The sequence below is a fragment of the Klebsiella sp. GB_Kp056 genome, assembly GCF_040064755.1.
GTDB classification, from domain to species: Bacteria; Pseudomonadota; Gammaproteobacteria; order Enterobacterales; family Enterobacteriaceae; genus Klebsiella; species Klebsiella quasipneumoniae.
The window spans coordinates 86594-109928 of sequence record NZ_JBEAJA010000061.1; the positions used below are offsets into that span (position 1 = coordinate 86594).

At 57.7% G+C, this 23335-nt stretch carries 20 protein-coding genes and 1 riboswitch; of the genes, 12 read left to right on the forward strand and 8 right to left on the reverse strand.

Going from position 1 to position 23335, the window contains the following annotated elements; all coding sequences use genetic code 11:
• Positions 1-10 precede the first annotated feature (10 nt).
• From ABLV52_RS21610 to ABLV52_RS21630, 5 genes are all read left to right on the forward strand, one after another.
• Complete coding sequence (locus ABLV52_RS21610; RefSeq protein ID WP_023291621.1) at positions 11-751, forward strand: AzlC family ABC transporter permease; 741 nt, start codon at positions 11-13, stop codon at positions 749-751.
• Complete coding sequence (locus tag ABLV52_RS21615; protein WP_004206276.1) at positions 744-1064, forward strand: AzlD domain-containing protein; 321 nt, start codon at positions 744-746, stop codon at positions 1062-1064. Before ABLV52_RS21610 ends, ABLV52_RS21615 begins: the two co-directional genes overlap by 8 nt.
• Positions 1065-1084: 20 nt before the next feature.
• Positions 1085-1465, forward strand: a complete 381-nt coding sequence (locus ABLV52_RS21620; protein WP_047718378.1) for a Rid family detoxifying hydrolase — start codon at positions 1085-1087, stop codon at positions 1463-1465.
• 109 nt (positions 1466-1574) lie between these two features.
• The gene (locus tag ABLV52_RS21625) at positions 1575-2084 is read left to right on the forward strand and encodes a GNAT family N-acetyltransferase (RefSeq protein WP_101977424.1); all 510 of its coding nucleotides are present in this window, start codon (positions 1575-1577) and stop codon (positions 2082-2084) included.
• A gap of 8 nt (positions 2085-2092) precedes the next feature.
• Positions 2093-2548 (forward strand): acyltransferase, encoded by a 456-nt coding sequence (locus ABLV52_RS21630; protein ID WP_023291618.1) that lies wholly within the window; start codon positions 2093-2095, stop codon positions 2546-2548.
• A gap of 47 nt (positions 2549-2595) precedes the next feature.
• On the opposite strand, the gene pgi is transcribed toward ABLV52_RS21630, so the two are convergent.
• Positions 2596-4245, reverse strand: a complete 1650-nt coding sequence (gene pgi / locus ABLV52_RS21635) for a glucose-6-phosphate isomerase (protein WP_023291617.1) — start codon at positions 4243-4245, stop codon at positions 2596-2598.
• Between the two features lie 348 nt (positions 4246-4593).
• Positions 4594-4829: riboswitch (Lysine riboswitch) on the forward strand.
• A 179-nt stretch (positions 4830-5008) separates the two neighbouring features.
• Between pgi and lysC the strand changes: the two genes are divergently transcribed.
• The 3 genes from lysC to ABLV52_RS21650 all read left to right on the forward strand — a co-directional run bounded on the left by lysC (position 5009) and on the right by ABLV52_RS21650 (position 7815).
• A complete protein-coding gene (lysC, locus tag ABLV52_RS21640; RefSeq protein ID WP_032454552.1) occupies positions 5009-6358 on the forward strand; it encodes a lysine-sensitive aspartokinase 3 in 1350 nt (449 codons plus the stop codon).
• Positions 6359-6496: 138 nt separating this feature from the next.
• The gene (panS, locus tag ABLV52_RS21645) at positions 6497-7426 is read left to right on the forward strand and encodes a ketopantoate/pantoate/pantothenate transporter PanS (protein WP_023291615.1); all 930 of its coding nucleotides are present in this window, start codon (positions 6497-6499) and stop codon (positions 7424-7426) included.
• Positions 7427-7542: 116 nt separating this feature from the next.
• Complete coding sequence (locus tag ABLV52_RS21650) at positions 7543-7815, forward strand: DUF3811 domain-containing protein (protein WP_004177859.1); 273 nt, start codon at positions 7543-7545, stop codon at positions 7813-7815.
• Here ABLV52_RS21650 and rluF read toward each other — a convergent pair.
• On the reverse strand, positions 7812-8687 hold the full coding sequence (gene rluF, locus ABLV52_RS21655) for a 23S rRNA pseudouridine(2604) synthase RluF (protein ID WP_044525123.1): 876 nt from the start codon (positions 8685-8687) through the stop codon (positions 7812-7814). The genes ABLV52_RS21650 and rluF overlap by 4 nt on opposite strands.
• Positions 8688-8885: 198 nt before the next feature.
• Between rluF and pepE the strand changes: the two genes are divergently transcribed.
• Positions 8886-9575, forward strand: coding sequence for a dipeptidase PepE (gene pepE / locus ABLV52_RS21660; RefSeq protein WP_048336442.1), 690 nt, complete (start codon positions 8886-8888; stop codon positions 9573-9575).
• A 112-nt stretch (positions 9576-9687) separates the two neighbouring features.
• Here pepE and ABLV52_RS21665 read toward each other — a convergent pair whose 3' ends face one another.
• Positions 9688-11319, reverse strand: coding sequence for a Na/Pi cotransporter family protein (locus ABLV52_RS21665; protein ID WP_004206824.1), 1632 nt, complete (start codon positions 11317-11319; stop codon positions 9688-9690).
• 129 nt (positions 11320-11448) lie between these two features.
• Positions 11449-15132, reverse strand: a complete 3684-nt coding sequence (gene metH, locus ABLV52_RS21670; protein WP_348890918.1) for a methionine synthase — start codon at positions 15130-15132, stop codon at positions 11449-11451.
• 194 nt (positions 15133-15326) lie between these two features.
• Between metH and iclR the strand changes: the two genes are divergently transcribed.
• Positions 15327-16157: a glyoxylate bypass operon transcriptional repressor IclR gene (iclR, locus tag ABLV52_RS21675; RefSeq protein ID WP_004206826.1), complete on the forward strand. Its 831-nt coding sequence runs from the start codon at positions 15327-15329 to the stop codon at positions 16155-16157.
• A gap of 50 nt (positions 16158-16207) precedes the next feature.
• Here iclR and aceK read toward each other — a convergent pair whose 3' ends face one another.
• The 4 genes from aceK to metA all read right to left on the reverse strand — a co-directional run bounded on the left by aceK (position 16208) and on the right by metA (position 22271).
• Positions 16208-17992 carry a bifunctional isocitrate dehydrogenase kinase/phosphatase gene (aceK, locus tag ABLV52_RS21680; protein ID WP_348890919.1) on the reverse strand — a complete coding sequence of 595 codons (1785 nt, stop codon included), beginning with the start codon at positions 17990-17992 and terminating at the stop codon, positions 16208-16210.
• A gap of 102 nt (positions 17993-18094) precedes the next feature.
• Positions 18095-19399, reverse strand: coding sequence for an isocitrate lyase (aceA, locus tag ABLV52_RS21685; protein WP_004206828.1), 1305 nt, complete (start codon positions 19397-19399; stop codon positions 18095-18097).
• An 80-nt stretch (positions 19400-19479) separates the two neighbouring features.
• Positions 19480-21081, reverse strand: a complete 1602-nt coding sequence (gene aceB / locus ABLV52_RS21690; RefSeq protein WP_101990232.1) for a malate synthase A — start codon at positions 21079-21081, stop codon at positions 19480-19482.
• 260 nt (positions 21082-21341) lie between these two features.
• The gene (metA, locus tag ABLV52_RS21695) at positions 21342-22271 is read right to left on the reverse strand and encodes a homoserine O-succinyltransferase (protein WP_004206830.1); all 930 of its coding nucleotides are present in this window, start codon (positions 22269-22271) and stop codon (positions 21342-21344) included.
• Positions 22272-22427: 156 nt separating this feature from the next.
• Between metA and ABLV52_RS21700 the strand changes: the two genes are divergently transcribed.
• Positions 22428-22883: an acetyltransferase gene (locus tag ABLV52_RS21700; protein WP_348890920.1), complete on the forward strand. Its 456-nt coding sequence runs from the start codon at positions 22428-22430 to the stop codon at positions 22881-22883.
• Between the two features lie 179 nt (positions 22884-23062).
• On the forward strand, positions 23063-23335 hold a 273-nt coding region (locus ABLV52_RS21705), incomplete at its 3' end, for a hypothetical protein (RefSeq protein ID WP_348890921.1).

Here is a 23335-nt window from a genome sequence, read left to right on the forward strand (position 1 = left end):
GTATTTTACGATGAATAAAAAAGTCATATTACGCGGCGCCAGCGCCATTATGCCCCTGTGCATCGGGGACTTTCCTTTCTCGTTCATTGTTGGCGCATTAAGCGTCAGCGCCGGCATGAGCGTCTGGCAAAGTACCGCGTGGTCGGCGATTGTGATTGCCGGTTCGGCGCAAATGCTGGCACTGAATATGTTAAAAACCGGCGCCACGCTCGGCGTGATTATTTTCACCACATTAATTATTAATCTTCGCCATGTGCTGTATAGCGCCTCTATTTCCGGCACCGTGCGCGAAGCCTCATTCTTTAAAAAATGCTTTATGTCCTATGCGCTCACCGACGAAGTGTATGCCACCACCGTCAAAGAGATGGAAGGAAATAAAAAGGAAAAATATCTGTTTTATGGTTCGGCGATGGTCACCTTCTGGGCGATTTGGGTGCTGGCCGATTTTCTTGGCGCGCTGGTCGGCGCCTCGTTTCCCCACATTGAGAAATACGGTCTCGATTTCGCCATGGTCGCCGCCTTTATCGCCATCGTGGTGCCGCAAATTAAAAGCCAGGCCTGCACCGTCGCCGCGGTAGTGGCCGCCGTTTCCGGCGTGCTGTTAGTGGTCCTGCCCTACTCGCTGGGGATCGTCGTCGCCTCCGTGCTCGGCGTCCTTGCCGGCCTGTGCGTCGACCTGGCGGAAGAGCGCAAGCAGATGGCAACAACCGAATCCGATATGCCGTTAGTGGAGGCGCTGGAAAATGAGTAATAGCTATTTTATCGCCCTGACGCTGGGCATGGCCGCGGTCACTTTTCTTATTCGTTTCTCGTTTATCGGCCTGGCCGGCAAGATCCAGATGTCTGAGCGGGTGACCAAAACATTGCGCTTCGTGCCGGTCACCGTCCTGCCGGCCATCATCACCATTCAGATCCTGAGCGTGAATTCCAGCATGGAGTTCGACTTAAAAAATCCGAAGGTGATCGCCGCCATTATCTGTACGCTCGCCAGCTTCCGTTTAGGTCTGGTGTGGGTGGTGGTGAGCGGCGTCGGCTCGCTGGTGCTATTGAATTATTTTCTGTAACTGTTTGAAGGGGTAACCACATGATTATTACTACCGCTGACGCGCCCGCCGCGATTGGTCCGTACGTTCAGGGCGTCAATCTCGGCGCGATGACCCTCACCTCCGGCCAGCTGCCCATTAATCCGCAGGACGGCACCATGCCCGACGACATTGCCGAACAGGCGCGCCAGTCGCTGGAGAACGTGAAAGCCATCGTCGAAGCCGCCGGCCTCACCGTTGGTCAGATCGTCAAAACCACGGTGTTTGTGAAAGACCTGGCGGATTTTGCCGCCATTAATGCCGCCTACGAGGCCTTCTTTACCGAACATCAGGCGGCCTTTCCGGCGCGCTCCTGCGTGGAAGTAGCCAGGTTACCGAAAGACGCTGGCGTCGAAATCGAAGCGATCGCTTTCGCCCGTTAATCCCCCCGGCTGGAGGAAGAACCTCCAGCCCCTTCCCCACCGATTTTTGTCGTTCCACGTTGTTCATATTACAGGCACTATAGCCACTGAACGACCCGAGGAACGCAGCATGTTAACTATCCGAAAGGCATTGCCCGAGGACGCGCCACAACTGAGCGCGATGGGTTATGCCAGTTACCAGCACCACTTCGCCCATCTCTGGCGCAATGCCGATGAACTGGCGTTATTTCTTAAGCAAGAATATGCCGAAGATGCGCTACGTCGGAGTCTTACCGATGCCAACCATCATTGGCTCATCGCCGAAGCCGCTTCCCCCGTTGGTTTCGCTAAATATAGCTATCAGCAGCGAATGGCTGAAGATGGCACGATGGGTACGCTGCTGCATAAGCTCTACCTGATGCCGGGGGAGACTGGCCACCGCTACGGCGAGCAGATTTTTCACGCCGTCGAGACGCGAGCAAAAACGGCCGGCGAACGCTGGCTGTGGCTGGAAGTACTCGCCGCGAATCCCGCCGCGCGCCGTTTTTACGAACGCCAGGGGATGCAGCACATCAGAGACACGACTTTCCATTCCGCCAGCCAGCAAAGCACCTTACATATTCTGGCCAAACCGCTGTGAGAGGAACTATGCCTGAGCTTCGTGATACCGGCGTACGTAACGTCGTCTGTGGGAAAAATGTCGTTATTTATCAGCCCGCCAACCTGTACGACTGCACGCTGGGTGATAACGTCTTCGTTGGACCGTTCGTTGAGATCCAGGGGAATACCCGCATCGGCGCGGAGAGTAAAATCCAGTCGCATACCTTTATCTGCGAGTACGTCACCATTGGCCGGCGCTGTTTTATCGGTCACGGGGTGATGTTCGCCAACGACCTGTTTCGCGACGGCAAACCAAACGCCGACCGCGCCAGCTGGGGGCGGATTGAGATTGGCGATGACGTGTCGATCGGTAGCGGCGCCACGATTCTGGCCGTCAACATCTGCGACGGCGTGGTGATTGGCGCGGGCAGCGTGGTGACGAAGTCCATCACCGAGAAAGGCGTGTGGGCGGGAAACCCAGCCCGCCTGCTGCGGAGGCTGTAAAAAAATGCCGACCATAAGGTCGGCATTTCGTCTTAACGGCGCAAGCGTTATGCGCGCCAGGCTTTATAACGGTTAATCAGACCGTTAGTGGAGCTGTCGTGGCTGCTGACTTCGCTGCCGTCTTTCAGCTCCGGCAGGATGCGGTTAGCCAGCTGTTTGCCCAGCTCAACGCCCCACTGGTCGAAAGTGAAGATGTTAAGGATCGCGCCCTGGGTGAAGATTTTGTGCTCATACAGAGCAATCAGCGCCCCGAGGCTGAACGGGGTGATCTCACGCAGCAGGATAGAGTTAGTCGGGCGGTTGCCTTCGAACACTTTGAACGGCACCACGTGCTCCAGGGTCGCCGGATCTTTACCCTGATCGCGATATTCCTGCTCCACCACTTCACGGGATTTACCGAAGGCCAGGGCCTCGGTCTGGGCGAAGAAGTTGGACAGCAGCTTCGGATGATGATCGGAGAGCGGGTTGTGGGTGATAGCCGGGGCGATGAAATCGCACGGTACCATTTTGGTGCCCTGATGGATCAGCTGGTAGAACGCGTGCTGACCGTTGGTGCCCGGCTCGCCCCAGATAATCGGGCCAGTCTGGTAGTCCACGGCGTGGCCGTTACGGTCGACATACTTACCATTGGACTCCATGTTGCCCTGCTGGAAGTAGGCGGCAAAACGGTGCATGTACTGGTCGTACGGCAGAATCGCTTCGGTTTCCGCACCGAAGAAGTTGTTGTACCAGATACCGATCAGCGCCAGCAGCACCGGCAGGTTTTTCTCCGCCGGGGTGGTGGAGAAGTGCTTATCCATCGCATGCGCGCCAGACAGCAGCTCTACGAAGTTGTCGAAGCCCACGGAGAGAATGATGGACAGGCCAATCGCCGACCACAGGGAGTAACGGCCGCCAACCCAGTCCCAGAATTCGAACATGTTGGCGGTGTCGATGCCGAACTCGCCAACCGCTTTCGCGTTGGTGGAGAGCGCCGCGAAGTGTTTAGCCACATGCTTGTCGTCGCCCGCGGTCGCCAGGAACCAGTCGCGCGCGCTGTGGGCGTTGGTCATGGTCTCCTGAGTGGTGAAGGTTTTGGACGCGACCAGGAACAGGGTGGTTTCCGGGTTGACGTTCTTCAGCACTTCGGCGATGTGGGTGCCATCGACGTTGGAGACAAAGTGCATGTTGAGGTGATTTTTATATGGACGCAGCGCTTCGGTGACCATGAACGGACCGAGGTCGGAGCCACCGATACCAATGTTGACCACGTCGGTGATCGGTTTGCCGGTGTAGCCTTTCCAGCTACCGGAGATAATCGCTTCAGAGAAGGCTTTCATCTTCTCCAGCACAGCGTTCACTTCCGGCATCACATCTTTGCCATCAACCACAATCGGCGTATTGCTGCGGTTGCGCAGCGCGACGTGGAGTACCGCGCGATCTTCGGTGCGGTTGATCTTCTCACCGGAGAACATCGACTTGATGGCGCCTGCGAGATCGGTCTCTTTCGCCAGATCCTGCAGTTTAGCCAGCGTCTCTTCGGTGATGCGGTTTTTGGAGAAGTCCACCAGCATCAGATCGTCGAACGTCGCGGAAAACTTAGAAAAACGGTCGCTATCTTTGGCGAACAGCTCGCTGATAGTGACATCTTTCATTTCGTCGAAGTGTTTCTGTAATGCCTGCCAGGCAGAGGTCTGCGTTGGGTTGATGTTTTTCATTAGCAATACTCTTCTGATTTGAGATTGTGACTTCGGTCGATTGTAGCGCCGGTGACGGAAAATTGTGATGATTTTTGTGACTTGTCCCTGACGCCGGTCAGGAATCAGGTCAAAACGGAGTAAAAAGCCCCATTAGTATAGCTATCATAAGGCTTTTTTCTGTTAGCCGCAGGGGCATGAAAAATCCGCATAACCGCAGCGTTGACATAGCTGGCGTTAAGCCTTTATATATCCGCAGTGCTTACGTATTGTAAGTATCTATTGCTCGCGCATTTCACGCTACAGCGAAAGGGTATTCGCGGGGGATATAATGTCCTTATTCCCCCGGCCAGGTGAAAGACGTCGGTAATTGCCAGAAGAGGTGCGTTGCCCAGGTAACCGTATTGGAGGAACCAGTCCGGCGAAAATACGTGAGGGGGAGCAACGCCGAGGTGAAAGAGCGTCTGGTTACGCTCCTCACCGGCCACAGGGGCTGAATCCCCTGGGTTGTCACCAGAAACGTTCGCAGTCGGGCGTTTCATACCCGAACACTTCAGCGCCCAGAGCGGTGAGTCGGGTCTACAAGGTGGAGCACTTCTGGGTGACATCGTAGTTGTTTATCATTCTGCGCCACCCTGTTTATCGCTCTTCCCTTGTGCCATGGCTGAATAATTTGGCCTGGCTTATTAAGACATTTTGTTGCGATCCGGCGGCATCCAGCCCCTGCCAGAATCGGTGTTCAGGAATCGTTTTAATAAGTCAGGCCCCCTGACACGAGGTTGTTATGACAGATTTAGTCGTCGCCAAATTTGGCGGCACCAGCGTTGCTGATTTTGACGCGATGAACCGCAGCATTGATGTGGCGCTGCTCGATGCCAATACCCGTATTGTTGTGCTCTCCGCCTCTGCCGGCGTGACCAACATTCTGGTGGCCTTAGCGGAAGGGCTGGAACCCACCGAACGTTTTGCCCAGCTGGACGCTCTGCGCCAGATCCAGTTCAATATTCTGGAGCGTTTGCGCTATCCCAACGTGATCCGCGAAGAGATTGAGCGCCTGCTGGAAAATATCACCACGCTGGCGGAAGCCGCCGCGCTCGCCTCCTCTAGCGCGCTGACTGACGAACTGGTCAGCCATGGCGAACTGATGTCCACCCTGCTGTTTGTAGAGATTCTGCGTGAGCGCGGAATTCAGGCGCAGTGGTTTGACGCCCGTAAAGTGCTGCGTACTAACGATCGCTTTGGTCGCGCCGAACCGGATATCGCCGCCGTCGCCGAACTGACTCAGCAGCAGCTGACGCCGCGTCTGGCGGAAGGCCTGGTAGTGACGCAGGGCTTTATCGGCAGCGAAGCGAAAGGCCGCACCACCACCCTCGGCCGCGGCGGCAGCGACTATACCGCCGCTCTGCTCGGCGAAGCGCTGAATGCCACCCGCGTCGATATCTGGACCGATGTGCCCGGGATCTATACGACCGACCCGCGCGTCGCGCCTGCGGCGAAACGCATCGACGTCATCGCCTTTGAAGAGGCGGCGGAAATGGCCACCTTTGGCGCCAAAGTGCTGCACCCGGCGACCCTGCTGCCTGCCGTGCGCAGCGATATCCCGGTATTTGTCGGCTCCAGTAAAGAACCTAAAGCGGGCGGTACGCTGGTGTGTAAAACCACCGAGAACCCGCCGCTGTTCCGCGCGCTGGCGCTGCGTCGCCGCCAGACGCTGCTGACGCTGCACAGCCTGAATATGCTGCACTCCCGCGGCTTCCTCGCCGAAGTGTTCGGTATTCTGGCGCGCCATAACATCTCCGTCGATTTGATCACCACCTCCGAAGTGAGCGTGGCCCTGACCATGGACACCACTGGCTCAACCTCTGCGGGCGATACCCTGCTGACCCAGGCGCTGCTGACCGAGCTCTCCTCGCTGTGCCGCGTGGAAGTGGAAGAAGACCTGGCGCTGGTTGCCCTGATCGGCAACGAGCTGTCGAAAGCCTGCGGCGTCGGCAAAGAGGTGTTTGGCGTCCTTGATCCGTTTAACATCCGCATGATCTGCTATGGCGCGTCCAGCCACAACCTCTGCTTCCTGGTGCCTGGCGCCGATGCGGAGAAGGTGGTGCAGACGTTGCATCATAATTTGTTTGAATAAAATTCCTTAGCACGATAAACAATACCTATAGCCGGGCTCGAACCCGGCTTTTTTATAACAACATCAACACAACCAGCTGACCTGCTCGCCGCCCTACCGGGACGGCGCGGCCGGTTTGCGTATCGCAAGGAACACAACATGCTCGCAACTCTGACGCGGCTGTTCCCGTTATGGGCACTGCTGCTCTCCGTTCTGGCCTATTACACCCCCACCACCTTCACCCCGATCGGCCCGTGGGTTACCACCCTGCTGATGCTGATTATGTTCGGTATGGGGGTACATCTGAAGCTGGCGGATTTCAAACGCGTCCTGTCGCGTCCGGCGCCGGTCGCCGCAGGGATATTTCTGCACTATCTGGTGATGCCGCTCGCCGCCTGGCTGCTGGCGCTGCTGTTTCATATGCCGCCGGAGCTCTCCGCCGGGATGGTGCTGGTGGGCAGCGTCGCCAGCGGGACGGCCTCCAACGTGATGATCTTTCTGGCCAAAGGGGATGTGGCCCTGTCGGTGACCATCTCCTCGGTCTCCACCCTGGTCGGCGTCATCGCGACGCCGCTGCTGACCCGTCTGTACGTCGACGCGCACATTCAGGTCGACGTCATGGGGATGTTGCTGAGCATTCTGCAGATTGTGGTCATTCCCATCGCCCTGGGGCTGATTGTCCATCATCTGCTGCCGAAGGTGGTGAAAGCGGTGGAGCCGTTCCTGCCCGCTTTCTCGATGGTGTGCATTTTGGCGATCATCAGCGCGGTGGTGGCGGGTTCCGCGGCCCATATCGCGTCCGTCGGCCTGGTGGTGATTATCGCAGTGATCCTGCATAACACCATCGGCCTGCTCGGCGGCTACTGGGGCGGACGTCTGTTTGGTTTTGATGAATCCACCTGCCGTACGCTGGCGATCGAGGTGGGGATGCAGAACTCCGGCCTGGCGGCCGCGCTGGGTAAAATTTACTTCGGCCCGCTGGCGGCGCTGCCGGGAGCCCTGTTCTCCGTCTGGCATAACCTGTCCGGTTCGCTGCTGGCCGGATACTGGTCAGGGAAGCCCATCGCCAAAAAAACCAGCAAGCGCTGAGCGTGACACGTCCGGGCGCCGGCCCGGACGTGTGCCTGCTTTAGTTGCCATACAGGCTATCAGTAAAATATTCATTGCCGTACACTGGGTGCTCTGGTCTGACTGAGGGCACCACCATGGCACTCCCCCGTATTACACAAAAAGAGATGACCGAGCGCGAACAGCGCGAATTGAAAACGCTGCTTGACCGCGCGCGCATTGCGCACGGCCGCCCGCTGAGCAATGCGGAAACGAACAGCGTAAAAAAGGAATATATCGATAAGCTGATGGCCCAGCGTGAAGCGGAAGCGAAGAAAGCCCGCCAGGTGAAAAAACAGCAGGCTTATAAGACAGATAAGGAAGCGACCTTTTCCTGGTCGGCGAATACGCCGACCCGCGGCAGGCGTTAACGCCCTTTCTTTTTACGTCCCGGCTGGGTGAAACGTTTGCCGTTGCCAGTCGGGCGGCCCTTATCGTTGCTATTTTCCATCTTCACCACCGGGCGCTTGATGCCGGGGGTCGCCGCTTTGGCCTTCGGCTTAGCTTTCGGCTTCGCTTCGGAAGAAGAGTTTTCAATCAGCTTGAACAGATCGATCAGCTCGTCATCGGTCAGATCGCGCCACTCACCCAGCGGGATCCCCGTCAGGCTGACGTTCATAATCCGCGTACGCTCAAGCTTCGTCACTTCATAGCCAAAGTGCTCGCACATGCGACGGATCTGGCGATTCAGCCCCTGCACCAGAGTGATGCGGAAAACGAACGGCGCTTCTTTCTTTACCTTACATTTTTTGGTCACGGTCCCGAGAATCGGTACCCCCGCGCCCATGCCGCGAATGAACTCATCGGTCACCGGCTTATCGACCGTAACCAGATACTCTTTTTCATGGTCGTTGCCGGCGCGCAGGATCTTATTCACCAGGTCGCCGTGATTGGTGAGGAAGATCAGCCCCTGGGAGTCTTTATCCAGACGGCCGATAGGGAAGATACGCTTGCTGTGGTTGACGAAATCGACAATGTTGTCGCGCTCGCCGTCTTCCGTGGTGCTCACAATGCCGACCGGCTTATTCAGCGCAATCAGCACCAGATCATCCGCTTCGCGCGGCTCAATCAACCGTCCGTTAACTTTGACCAGGTCGCCAGGCTTCACCTGATCGCCAATCGTGGCGCGCTTGCCATTGATAAAGACGTTGCCTTGTTCAATAAAGCGGTCCGCTTCGCGACGCGAGCAGATGCCGCTTTCACTGATGTATTTATTTAATCGGGTTGATGAGTCGGGCAGCATAGATTCTCCTGTAAAAGCGAAATATACCCTACCTTGCGGGCGAGAAAAAACCTGGATTGCGTTATTCATTATTCAACGGCTTCGTCGGGCTCATGAACAGCATTCCGCTTACCCACATCATGCGCCATATCAGCGCGCCGGTATCGGGGCGATGCTAGAATTTCTGCTTCAATAATAGGTTTAAAACAGGAAGAAAAGATGGAACTGCTGCTACTCAGTAACTCCACGCTGCCGGGGAAAGCCTGGCTGGAACACGCCCTGCCGCTGATTGCCGGTCAGGTCAAAGGCCGCCGGACGGCGGTATTCATCCCCTTCGCTGGCGTGACGCAAACCTGGGATGATTACACGGCCAAAGTGGCTGCGGTTATGGCGCCGATGGCGGTCAGCGTAACCGGTATCCACAGCGTCGCCGACCCTATCGCCGCCATTGAAAGCGCCGAGATGGTGATCGTCGGCGGCGGGAACACCTTCCAGCTGTTGAAAGAGTGCCGCAGCCGCGGGCTGCTGGCGCCGATTGTCGATGTCGTCAAACGCGGGGCGTTGTATATCGGCTGGAGCGCAGGTTCAAACCTCGCCTGCCCGACCATTCGCACCACCAACGATATGCCGATTGTCGATCCGCAGGGATTTGATGCGCTGGGGCTGTTCCCGCTCCAGATTAACCCGCACTTCACCAACGCGTTGCCGACCGGGCATCAGGGTGAAACCCGCGAACAGCGTATCCGCGAACTGCTGGTCGTGGCGCCGGAATTAACGGTGATTGGTTTACCGGAAGGAAACTGGATCCAGGTCACCGATGGGCACGCGACCCTCGGCGGCCCGAACCCAACGCTGTTGTTCAAAGCGGGGGAAGCAGCGGTAACCCTGCCTGCAGGCCACCGCTTCTGAGCTGGTATGGCTAACGTTTCCCGGATAGCGGCGCGTTGCGCCTTATCCGGGCTGCCTCAACGGAACGTCCAAACGCATAACCCCGGTTAGCGCAGCGCCGCCGGGGAAGTTCTCAGTAGTCATCCCGTTCGTCGTCTTCATCCGGTTGCTCCATCACGCTGTAAGCCACCGAGCAGAACAGGCTGTTCAGACGCTTCATATCCCCCAGCAGCGCCAGGTGCAACGTACTGGTTTCGATACTCTGCACGTTCTGCTGATGCAGACGGTCAACGTGCGCATGCGAGTAGCGGCGGTTAAGAATGCGGAACCGGTGTTTACTGCGCCGCAGGCGACGGGCGCTGGGCACATCGCTGGAGAAGAAGACCGACATCGCCAGCTGCAGGTTGCTGAGCAACAGATCGTACAGGGCGTCCAGCTCCTTTAACCCTTCCACCGAGAAGGCGCGCCGCGCCGCCAGCGATTTATCAGCGATCTCGCTGCCCATCCGCTCGACGATATCGGAGGCCTGCTCGAGGTTTAACGACATCTCAATAATTTCCGCCCAGCGCCGGGACTCCTCTTCCGCCAGCTCATCCTTTGGCATTCGCGCCAGATAGAGCTTAATGGCGGTGTAGAGCACGTTGATATCGTCCGCCATGCGGCGTAGCTCTTTCTCCTGACGCGGTTCGCCATGCATCACCTTATGCAGGCTCTCCAGCATTTGCTCCATCGCGTCACCAATGCGCAGCGTCTCGCGCGCGGCATTGGCCAGCGCCAGCGCCGGGGTGTCCAGCGCCGACGGGTCGAGATGCTTGGGTTTGAGATGGTTATCCAGCTCGGGTTCATCGCGGATCATGCGCTGGCACAGCTTCGCCATCGGTCCGGCAAAAGGCACCATCGCGATGCAGCGCAGCAGGTTGTAAAAAACGTGGAAGTAGATAACCAGCTCGGACTCGGCCAACGGCAGCTTATGCATCGCCGCGGCCAGCGGATGGACGAACGGCAGAATGATCAGGCTTCCCACCAGCTTAAACAGCAGGCTGCCCAGCGCCACCCGGCGCGCCGCCGCGTTCGCCGCGCTGTTGTTGAGCATCGCCAACAGCCCCGATCCCAGGTTGGCGCCAATCACCAGGCACAGCGCCACCGGGAAAGAGATCGCTCCTGCCGCGGTCAGCGTCGCGGTCAGCAGCACCGCCGCCAGGCTGGAGTAGCTGATGATCGCGAATACGGCGCCAATCAAGGCATCCAGCATAATATCCCCGGTCAGCGAGGCAAAAATCACCTGCACGCCGTTGGCCTGGGTAATGGGGTGGACGGCCTGCACAATCAGCTCCAGGGCCAACAGGATCAGCCCAAGGCCAATCCCCACTCGCCCCAGCTGCCCGGCGCGGGTCTGCTTACGGCCGAGGAAGAAAATCACCCCGATAAATATCAACAACGGCGACAGCCACGACAGGTCGAAGGTCAGCACCCTCGCCATCAGCGCCGTCCCGACGTCGGCCCCCAGCACCATCACCAGCGCCGGCGTGAGGCCCACTAAATCCTGGGCGACAAACGAAGTCACCAGCATGGTGGTGGCATTGCTGCTTTGCACCAGCGCAGTCACGCCAAGACCCGCGCAGAAGGCGAGCGGCTTTTTCTCTACGCTGCTACTGAGAACGGTACGCAGGCGAGCGCCATAGACGCGCATCACCCCGGTACGCACGATATGCGTGCCCCACACCAGCAGAGCGACCGCGGACAACAGGTGTAGCAGAGTTAACACGGAATCAGCTTCTCCTTATCGTTATAGGTGTTCCGACGTTCTGGAACCTATCTCAGTATAAGGGGTTAACCTCAATAAAGAGACAAGGCGCTCACAGAGCGCCTTGTTTGTTGTAAGGAAAGATGACGACTAGTCCGCATCATATCCCAGATTAGGGGCTAACCAGCGCTCGACTTCCGCCGGGGTCATCCCTTTACGCAGCGCGTAGTCTTCGACCTGGTCGCGCTGGATCTGCGCCACGGCGAAGTATTTGCTGTCCGGATGGCTGAAGTACCAGCCGGAAACCGATGCCCCCGGCCACATGGCGAACGATTCGGTGAGCTTCATGCCGGTATGGGCTTCGACGTCCAGCAGCTGCCAGATGGTGCCTTTTTCGGTGTGCTCCGGACAGGCCGGATACCCCGGCGCCGGACGGATCCCCTGGTAATTCTCGCGAATAAGCTCCTCATTGCTGAGGTTCTCATTGGCCGCATACCCCCAGTAGACCTTGCGCACTTTCTCGTGCAGATACTCGGCGAAGGCTTCCGCCAGACGATCGGCGATGGCCTTGATCATGATCTTGTTATAGTCATCATGCTGCGCTTCATAGGCTTCCGCCAGCGCGTCCTCTTCCAGGCCGCCGGTGACGGCGAAGGCGCCGATATAGTCCGCTTTGCCGCTCAGCTTCGGCGCCACAAAGTCGGCGAGGCAGTAGTTGGCGAAGCCGACCTTCTCCGTCTGCTGGCGCAGGTGATGGCTCACCGTCAGCACGTGGGTGCGGGTTTCATCGCGATAGATTTCAATATCGTCGCCCACGCGGTTGGCCGGGAACAGGCCCACCACGCCGCGCGGGTTGAGGGTTTTCTCTGCGCTCAGCTTATCCAGCAGCTCGTTAGCGTCTTTGAACAGGCGCTGCGCCTCTTCCCCAACCACTTCATCTTCCAGAATGCGCGGATATTTGCCCGCCAGCGACCAGGTCATAAAGAACGGCGTCCAGTCGATGTAGTTGCGTAGCGTCTCGATATTGGCTTCCACCTCCTGAATCCCCAGGCGATGGGCCACCGGCGGAGTGTAGCTCTCCCAGTCAAAGGCCAGATCGTTTTCCCGTGCGGCGGCCAGGGTTACCGGCGGGGTGCGCGGTTTTTTACGCCCATGCTGGATACGCACGGTTTCATACTCTTTGCGCGTACGGGCGACAAACTCATCGCGCTGCGTGTCCGAGAGCAGCGCAGCCACCACCCCGACGGTGCGCGAAGCGTTCTGTACGTAAACGGTCGGGCCGCTGTAGTTCTGCTCGATTTTCACCGCCGTATGCGCTTTAGAGGTGGTCGCGCCGCCGATCAGCAGCGGGATGGTAAAGCCCTGGCGCTCCATCTCTTTCGCCACGTTAACCATTTCGTCGAGCGACGGGGTAATCAACCCGGAAAGGCCGATGAGATCCGCGTTCACCTCTTTGGCGGTTTTGAGAATTTTATCCGCCGGGACCATCACGCCAAGATCGATTATTTCGTAGTTATTGCACTGCAGCACCACGCCGACGATGTTTTTGCCGATGTCATGAACGTCGCCTTTTACCGTGGCAATCACCATTTTGCCGTTACTGGAGCCCTGCTCTTTACTGGCTTCAATAAACGGCTCCAGGTAGGCCACCGCCTGTTTCATGACGCGGGCGGATTTCACCACCTGCGGCAGGAACATTTTGCCTTCGCCGAACAGATCGCCGACCACGTTCATGCCGTCCATCAGCGGCCCTTCGATCACCTCAATCGGGCGAGCGGCCTGCTGACGCGCTTCTTCGGTGTCCTGTTCAATAAATTCGGTAATGCCCTTCACCAGCGAATATTCGAGGCGTTTTTTCACCTCCCAGCTGCGCCATTCCGCCTGCTGGGCATTGGCGCCGTCGTCAACTTTACTGCCGCGATATTTTTCCGCCAGCTCGAGCAATCTTTCGGTGCTGTCATCGCGGCGGTTGAGGATCACGTCCTCCACCGCGTCGCGCAGCTCGCCCGGCAGGTCATCATAGATGGCCAGCTGACCGGCGTTGACGATCCCCATGTCCATGCCGTTACGGATCGCGTAGTAGAGGAATACCGCGTGGATCGCCTCACGTACCGGGTCATTGCCGCGGAAAGAGAAAGAGACGTTGGAGACGCCGCCGGAGATCAGCGCGTGCGGCAGCTCGCGTTTGATGTCTTCGCAGGCGCCGATAAAGTCCTGGGCATAGTTATTGTGTTCTTCGATACCGGTCGCCACCGCGAAGATATTCGGGTCAAAGATAATATCTTCTGGCGGGAAGCCGACCTCTTCGGTGAGGATTTTGTAGGCGCGACGGCAAATCGCAATTTTACGTTCACGGGTATCGGCCTGGCCCACTTCGTCAAAGGCCATCACCACCACCGCGGCGCCGTAGCGGCGAACCAGTTTCGCATGGTGGATAAAGGGTTCGACGCCCTCTTTCATCGAAATCGAGTTAACGATGCCTTTGCCCTGAATGCATTTCAGGCCCTTTTCGATGACCTCCCATTTGGAGGAGTCGATCATGATCGGCACGCGGGCAATGTCCGGCTCGCCGGCAATCAGGTTGAGGAAGCGCACCATCGCCGCTTCGGCGTCGAGCATCCCCTCGTCCATGTTGATATCGATGATCTGCGCGCCGCTTTCCACCTGCTGACGCGCGACGTCCAGCGCTTCGCTGTACTTCTCTTCTTTGATTAAGCGTTTAAATTTCGCCGAGCCGGTAACGTTGGTACGTTCGCCGACGTTCACAAACAGGCTGTCATCGCCGATATTCAGCGGCTCCAGGCCGGAAAGACGGCAGGCGACGGGGATCTCCGGCAGCTGGCGCGGCGGCAGGCCGGCCACCGCGCGGCTCATGGCGGCGATATGTTCCGGCGTGGTGCCGCAGCAGCCGCCGACGATATTGAGGAAACCGGCTTCCGCCCATTCGCGGATCTGCGCCGCCATGGTATCGGCATCCAGATCGTATTCGCCGAAGGCATTGGGCAGGCCAGCGTTCGGGTGCGCGGTAACGTAGCATTCAGCGATACGCGACAGCTCCTGGACGTACTGGCGCAGTTCGTCCGGCCCGAGGGCACAGTTCAGACCAAACGATAAGGCTTCGGCGTGACGCAGCGAGTTATAGAAAGCTTCGGTGGTCTGCCCGGACAGCGTGCGGCCGGAGGCATCGGTAATGGTCCCGGAGATCATCAGCGGCAGGTCAACGCCCAGCGCCTCCAGCTCCTCTTTCACCGCATAGATGGCCGCTTTGGCGTTCAGGGTGTCAAATACCGTTTCAATCAGGATCAGATCCACGCCGCCTTCCACCAGCGCTCGGGTGGATTCGCGATACGCAGCCACCAGCTGGTCAAAGGTAATATTGCGGAACGCCGGATCGTTCACATCAGGCGAAATAGAGGCGGTGCGGTTGGTTGGGCCAAGCACGCCCGCGACGTAGCGCGGTTTTTCCGGCGTGCGGGCCGTCCAGGCATCGGCGCTGGCGCGGGCCAGCTTCGCCGCCGCAAAGTTGATCTCTGCCGACAGGGATTCCATCTGGTAATCCGCCATCGCAATGGTCGTCGAGTTAAAGGTGTTGGTCTCAATGATATCCGCGCCGGCCTCGAAGTAGGCGTCGTGGATCTCGCGGATCACCTCGGGCTTGCTGAGCACCAGCAGGTCGTTGTTGCCTTTCAGGTCGCACGGCCAGTCAGCAAAGCGCTCACCGCGAAAGTCCTGCTCACTCAGACGGTAGCCCTGGATCATGGTGCCCATGCCCCCATCCAGAACCAGAATACGTTCTTTTAACTGCTGATGCAGTTGCTCAACTTTGCTGCTCACACTTGCTCCCGACAACGCTCAACACAGGCCAAATAGCCAACAAACCATACTGGCATAAACCACCGGAGCGGAAAAGACAACAACGGGCAATATGAGACATGTTCAGCTTCACTCCTCCGATGAGTCCGGTTGTGATTGCATTATCGCCAAATAAAACGAAAATCATTTCCACGATACAGAAAAAGGAGTCCGCGATGGCCACTACCCCCGTTCCCGCGAAACGCGGCAGAAAACCCGCGGCTGCCACCGCCCAGCAGGCTGGCGGTCAGGTTCAGTCGCTGACCCGCGGCCTGAAATTGCTCGAATGGATTGCCGAGTCCCACAGCAGCGTCGCGCTGACCGAGCTGGCGCAGCAGGCGGGTCTGCCCAACTCAACCACTCACCGCCTGCTGACCACCATGCAGCAGCTGGGTTTCGTTCGCCAGGTCGGCGAGCTGGGCCACTGGGCCGTCGGCGCGCATGCCTTCGTGGTCGGCAGCAGCTTTCTGCAAAGCCGCAATCTGCTGGCGATTGTCCACCCGATCCTGCGCCAGCTGATGGAGGATTCCGGTGAAACGGTGAATCTGGCGGTGCTTGACCAGAGCGACCACCAGGCGATCATTATCGACCAGGTGCAGTGCACCCAGCTGATGCGTATGTCGGCGCCAATCGGCGGAAAACTGCCGATGCACGCCTCCGGCGCCGGGAAGGCGTTCCTCTCGCAGCTGAGCGAAGAGCAGGTGACCAGCCTGCTGCACCGTAAAGGGCTGCATGCCTATACGCATGCCACGCTGGTCTCGCCGCTGCATCTGAAGGAAGATTTAGCGCAGACCCGCAAGCGGGGCTACTCGTTCGATGACGAGGAGCACGCGCTCGGCCTGCGCTGCGTCGCCGCCTGCATTTATGATGAACACCGCGAACCGTTCGCGGCAATCTCCATCTCCGGTCCCATCTCACGCATGACCGATGATCGGGTGACCGAGCTGGGCGCGCTGGTGATCAAAGCGGCGAAGGAAGTGACGCTGGCATACGGCGGGGTTAAATAAAAAAATGCCCCGCAGGGGCATTTTAAGTAGGCCGGATAAGCGTAGCGCCATCAGGCAGATCGGCGCACCTTGCCGGATGGCGGCGTAAACGCCTTATCCGGCCTACTGTCAGCGCCATAGCGCACGCTAAAACGCTGCTTACGCCGGTAAGCATAGACATCTTCCACATGACCGTTTTTAATCCGCGTCTGCAGTTCGCGCCAGTAGTCGGCACGCAGCAGGTCGGCATGCATCTCCTCAAACAGCGGCCCAATGCGCGGGTCAGCGCACAGCCAGTGGCGGAACTCCTCCGGAAACACATCCCCCGGCGAGACGCTGTACCACGGCTCGCTGGCCAGCTCATCCTCGGGATAGCGCGGCGGCGGGATCTGGCGGAAATTCACCTCCGTCATATAGCAGATTTCATCATAGTCGTAGAACACCACCCGGCCGTGGCGGGTGACGCCGAAGTTTTTAAACAGCATATCGCCGGGAAAGATGTTGGCGGCGGCCAGCTGGCGGATAGCATTCCCATACTCTTCTACCGCATCGCGCAGCGCCTGGCCGTTAACCTGTTCCAGCCACAGGTTGAGCGGCACCATTCGCCGTTCAATATACAGATGACTGATGACAATCCGGTCGCCGAGGTCGGTCAGTTTGTTCCCCGCTTCCGCCTGCAGCAGCGCCAGCAGCGCTGGCGCGATTTGTCGTTTCTCCAGCACGAAGTTTTCAAACTCCTGCGTGTCCGCCATCCGCCCGACGCGGTCATGCTCCTTTACCAGCTGATAGCAGGCGCGCACGTGGGCGGCGGTCATCTCCTTCTGCGGCGCGAAGCGGTCTTTGATCACCTTGAACACCCGGTCAAACCCCGGCAGGGTAAACACCAGCATCACCATCCCGCGAATGCCCGGCGCCTCGATAAACTGCTCATCGCAGCGAGCGATGTAGTGCAGATATTCGCGATAGCTTTCGGTTTTGGCGTGCTTCTGGCAGCCAATCGCCATATACAGCTCGGCCGTGGTTTTACCCGGCAGGATCTCGCGCAGCCATTCCACCAGAGCGCCGGGCAGGGGCGCATAAACCATAAAATAGGAACGCGCGAAGCCAAAAACGATGCTCGCTTCGGCATGGGTGGTCAGGCAGGTATCGACAAACAGCTCGCCCTCGTCGCTGCGATGGATCGGCAGCAAGAAGGGCAGCGTGGTCATCGGCATCACCAGTTTGCCCACCAGCCAGGCGGCTTTGTTGCGATAGAACAGCTCATTGGCGACCTGTAGATGACAGGTGGCGAGCGGTTCCTCCCCCAGCGCCTCCTGCAGACTGGCAATGATATAGCCGATATCCCGCGTTTTATTTTGCCACGGCAGCCGCAGCGGCAGATCGGACAGCACTTTACCCAGCAGGTGCGACCAGCCGCGCTCTGGATAGAAATCTTTCGCCAGCGGGCGCGGAAGGGTGCGAAAAGGACGCTCGGGCTGCGAGCTGAAAATAAAGAGCCGCTCGGGGGTCAGCGAGCGGTGGTCAAACAGTCGGCAGTAGACCGAATTGAAAAAGCTCTCGGCAATTTCAAAGCGAGGGTAATCCGGCAACAGTTGGGTGTACTGCTGTTTCACCCGCAGAAGAAAATCGACGTCGGTACTTTTCCCTTCGGTAATGCAGCGCAGCTGCTCTACCACCAGGCCAACGTGGTGATCGTAGAGATGGATACGCTGTTTCATCGCCTGCTGCACCGCATGCCAGTCGGCCTGTTCAAAGCGCTGCTGCGCGCCGGAAGTCACTTCGAGAAAACGCCCATACTGAGCGTCAAATCCCTGCAATATCGTTTGGGCAATCAGTAATTCCAGACCACGCGTCATCGAACTCCCCCATCCGGTACCACGTCAGGCCGGATGGCGCGCTCGCTTATCCGGTCTGGATCCCTTCACAGGCCCGGTGAGCGTCGTGCCACCGGGCATGGCTCAAAACTGATCTTCTTCGGTCGAGCCGGTCAGCGCCGTCACCGACGAGGCGCCGCCCTGGATAATGGTAGTGACCTTGTCGAAGTAGCCGGTGCCCACCTCCTGCTGATGCGAGACGAAGGTATAGCCTTCCGGCCCGGCGGCGAATTCCGGCTGCTGCACTTTTTCAACATAGTGGCGCATCCCCTCACCCTGAGCGTAGGCATGGGCGAGGTCGAACATGTTGAACCACATGCTGTGGATCCCGGCGAGAGTAATAAACTGGTATTTGTACCCCATGTCCGACAGCTGCTGCTGGAAGCTGGCGATGGTTTTATCATCGAGATTTTTCTTCCAGTTAAACGACGGCGAGCAGTTATAGGCCAGCAGTTTGCCCGGGAAACGCGCATGAATGGCTTCGGCAAAGCGACGCGCCTGCTCGAGATCCGGTTTCGACGTTTCACACCACACCAGGTCCGCATACGGCGCGTAAGCCAGCCCGCGGCTGATCGCCTGCTCGATCCCGGCATGAGTGCGGAAGAACCCTTCGCTGGTGCGATCTCCGGTAATAAACTCACGATCGTACGGATCGCAGTCTGAGGTAATTAAATCGGCAGCGTCAGCATCGGTACGGGCGATCACCAGCGTCGGGACCCCCATCACGTCGGCAGCCAGACGCGCCGCCACCAGTTTCTGTATCGCCTCCTGGGTTGGAACCAGCACTTTACCGCCCATATGACCGCACTTCTTCACCGACGCCAGCTGATCTTCGAAGTGAACAGCCGCTGCACCGGCTTCAATCATCGATTTCATCAGCTCAAAGGCGTTCAGGACGCCGCCGAAACCGGCCTCCGCATCCGCCACGATCGGCAGGAAGTAGTCGATAAAGCGCGGATCGTTCGGCTCAATCCCGGCTGACCACTGGATCTGATCGGCGCGGCGGAAGGTATTGTTGATCCGATCCACCACCGCCGGTACCGAGTTGGCCGGGTACAGCGACTGATCCGGGTACATGCTGGACGCCAGGTTAGCATCCGCCGCCACCTGCCAGCCGGAGAGATAAATGGCTTCGATGCCGGCCTTCGCCTGCTGCAAGGCCTGGCCGCCGGTCAGCGCGCCAAGGCTGTTGATGTACCCTTTCTTCGCCTCACCGTGCAGCAGACGCCACATTTTCGCTGCGCCAAGCTGCGCCAGCGTGCATTCCGGGTTCACCGAGCCGCGTAATTTCACCACCTCTTCCGCGCTGTACGGGCGGGTAATCCCTTCCCAGCGCGGGTTCGTCCACTCTTTGTTTAATTCTTCGATTTGTTGGGTACGGGTTTTCATGTGCAGATGCTCCATATTATTTCCTGGCTCCCCAGGCGTCATTGGTGAAGGACTAAATGGCGAACAACACCATCTGGCGATTAGGCCAGCAGGCGGTAGCCCGGTAATGTCAGAAAATCAATCAGTTCGTCGGAGGTGGTGATCTGCTCCATCAGCCGCGCCGCATCGTCAAAGCGGCCATGGCTGAAGCGGTGCTCTCCCAGCTCCTCCTGAATCACCATCAGCTCTTCCGCCAGCCACTGGCGGAACAGCGCTTTCGTGACCGGCGTGCCGTCGTTCAGGGTTTTCTGATGATGGATCCACTGCCAGATAGAGGTGCGCGAGATCTCGGCCGTCGCGGCGTCTTCCATCAGGCCATAAATCGGTACACAGCCGTTGCCGGAGATCCAGGCTTCGATGTACTGCACCGCAACGCGGATGTTGGCGCGCATCCCGGCTTCCGTGCGCTCACCCTCGCAGGGGGCCAGCAGCTGTTCGGCGGTAATTGGCGCGTCCTCGCTACGGGTCACCGAGAGCTGATTCGGCTTGTCGCCAAGCACGCGGTTAAACACCGCCATGGCGGTATCCGCCAGCCCAGGATGGGCGATCCAGGTGCCATCGTGACCGTTGTTCGCCTCCAGCTCTTTGTCGGCGGTGACTTTATTCAGCACCTGACGGTTACGCTCGGCCTCTTTACTCGGGATAAAGGCCGCCATTCCACCCATCGCAAACGCCCCGCGTTTGTGGCAGGTCCTAATCAACAGCCGTGAGTAGGCGCTGAGGAAGGGTTTATCCATCGTCACCACCTGGCGGTCCGGCAGTACGCGGTCAGGATGGTTTTTCAGCGTCTTGATATAGCTGAAGATATAGTCCCAGCGGCCGCAGTTCAGGCCGACAATATGGTCGCGCAGCGCATGCAGGATCTCATCCATCTGGAACACCGCCGGCAGTGTTTCAATCAACAGCGTGGCCTTGATGGTGCCGCGCGGCAGGTCAAAGCGATCTTCAGTAAAGCTGAAGACATCGTTCCACCATGCCGCCTCCTGCCAGGCCTGGGTTTTTGGCAGATAGAAGTAGGGACCACTTCCTTTTGCCAGCAGCGCCTGGTAGTTATGAAAGAAATAGAGCGCAAAATCGAAAAGACTGCCGGGAATGGCCTCATTACGCCAGGTCACATGCTTTTCCGGCAGGTGCAGGCCGCGCACACGGCATACCAGCACAGCGGGATTGGGCTGCAGTTGGTAGATTTTGCCAGCCTCATTGGTGTAGCTGATGGTCCCGTTCACGGCATCACGTAGGTTGATTTGGCCATCAATGACTTTACGCCAGTCCGGCGCCAGCGAATCCTCAAAGTCCGCCATAAAGACTTTTACGTTAGCATTCAGCGCGTTAATGACCATCTTGCGCTCGACGGGGCCGGTAATTTCAACGCGGCGATCCTGCAAATCCGCCGGGATACCGCGAATGGTCCAGTCGCCATTTCTAATGGAAGCAGTTTCCGAAATAAAATCCGGCAGCTGCCCATCGTCAATGGCCTGCTGCTGCTGCAGACGCGCGGCCAGCAGTTTATTGCGCGCCGGCGTAAAGCGGCTCACCAGTTCCGTCAGGAATTCTACCGCCTCAGGCGTCAAGATCTGCTTCTCCTGCTCGCCATAGGGCTGACTAAAGGCCAGTTCATCGGTGATTGTCGCCTGCTGCGTCATTGTGCTGCTCCTCTTGGTTGATCCGCTGGAAGCGAGCGAAAGATCGTTGTGCAGTTTTCGCTCAGCACAATTAAGACTACTCAATTAATTTTCAAAATCAAAAACAATTTCCATTTTAATTTTAAAATTAGATTAACATATTGATAACAATGAAATTAAAGTTATCATCAGCCATGAGGTGAATTTCGGAAATAAAAAAGGCACCCGAAGGTGCCAGAGGCAAAGTGCTGAAACGCTTTAGGATCGTTTCGTGCGGAGTATTACTCCAGCGTTGGATTCATATGACGCAGATCGTATGGTGTAATCTGGTAGACGTAATAGTTCAGCCAGTTAGCGAACAGCAGATTACCGTGGCTCCGCCAGGTGGCGCGCGGTTTGTTCTGCGGGTCGTTTTGCGGAAAATAGTTGTGGGGAACCTCAGGGTTCAAACCGGCTTCCACATCGCGGAAATATTCACTTGCCAGGGTATTGGCATCGTACTCGGGGTGGCCGGTGACAAAGGCTATACGCTTATCTTTACTGGCGAACAGATACGCATCGCCCTCTTCCGTCTCCGCGAGGATCTCGAGATCGGTATAATCCCGGATAAGCCCTGCAGGAAAGTCAGCATAGCGTGAGTGTGGGGCCAGGAAAGAGTCGTCGAAACCGCGGGTCAGTAAAGCGTGTGGATGAAGAATATGGTGTTCATAAACGCCAGAAATCTTTTCGGCGCGGGTCTGCTTGGGAATGCCGTACAGAATATTCAGCGCGGCCTGAACCGCCCAACAGACGAACAGCGTCGAAGTGACGTGATCCTTGGCCCACTCCAGCACCTGTTTGATCTGCGGCCAGTAAGCGACATCATTAAATTCAACCAGGCCTAAGGGAGCGCCGGTGACGATCAGGCCGTCGAAGTTCTGATCGCAGATCTCATCGAAATTGCAGTAAAAGTTATTCAGATGCTCCGCCGGCGTATTACGTGACTCACGCGCATCGATACGTAATAACTGGATGTCCACCTGCAGCGGAGAGTTCGACAGCAGACGCAGGAACTGATTCTCCGTCTCGATTTTCTTCGGCATCAGGTTGAGGATTAACACCTTCAGGGGGCGGATTTCCTGAGTTGTTGCACGCGTTGTCGTCATCACAAAGACGTTTTCATTGCGCAAGAAATTGACGGCTGGTAGCTCGTCCTGCACCCGAATTGGCATAACTCTATTACCTCATAGCATACGTATAAACGTTTAGACATCCAGATAGCTGAAGATAACCAGGAATCGGGTGAATGTCGAGTCTGCATGTTCACGGTGAGAAAATTTCACGGCGCGCATTGAGTTAGAATATAAGAATGAAGAAAAGGAGAAAATATGGTTATTAGCATCCGCCGTTCCCGGCCTGATGAAGGGGATAAACTGATTGCGATCTGGTGTCGATCAGTCGACGCCACGCACGATTTTCTGTCAAAAGCGTATCGGAGAGAGCTGGAGGAGCTGGTACGTGCCTTTATACCGGAGGCTCCGCTGTGGGTGGCGGTTAACACGGAGGACCAGCCGATCGCCTTTATGCTGCTGACCGGAGATCATATGGATGCGCTGTTCGTCGATCCGGATGTCCGCGGCTGCGGTGTGGGGAGATTGCTGATCGCGCATGCGCTGTCGTTAACGCCAACACTGACGACCAACGTAAATGAGCAGAATGAACAGGCGGTCGGGTTTTATCAGAGGATGGGTTTTAACGTGACAGGGCGTTCTGAGACGGACGATCTGGGGCAACCGTATCCGTTATTGAATTTGATACATGAGCAGCAGGCTGAAGCAGACTAAGATTGACGTCGCAACTGCTGACCCTTAGACAGGGACCTCCCCGGAGGCGGTGCTGCGCACCTTGTCCGGGCTACAGGTCGTGCAGGGCGGGTGCGAATCCGTAGCCCCGGTAAGCGCAGCGCCACCGGGGAGATATACCCCACACAGCAAAAAAACCCGCACCTTTCGGGACGGGGTTCTTGTTAAAACGCAAAAACAAAAAGCTCAGTCTTTCGACTGAGCTTTTTGCTTTATTTGATGCCTGGCAGTTTATGGCGGGCGTCCTGCCCGCCCCCCTTCGGGCCGTTGCTGCGCAACGTTCAAATCCGCTCCCGGCGGATTTGTCCTCCTCCGGAGAGCGCTCACCGACAGACAACAGACAAAACAAAAGGCCCAGTCTTTCGACTGAGCCTTTCGTTTTATTTGATGCCTGGCAGTTCCCTACTCTCACATGGGGAGACCCCACACTACCA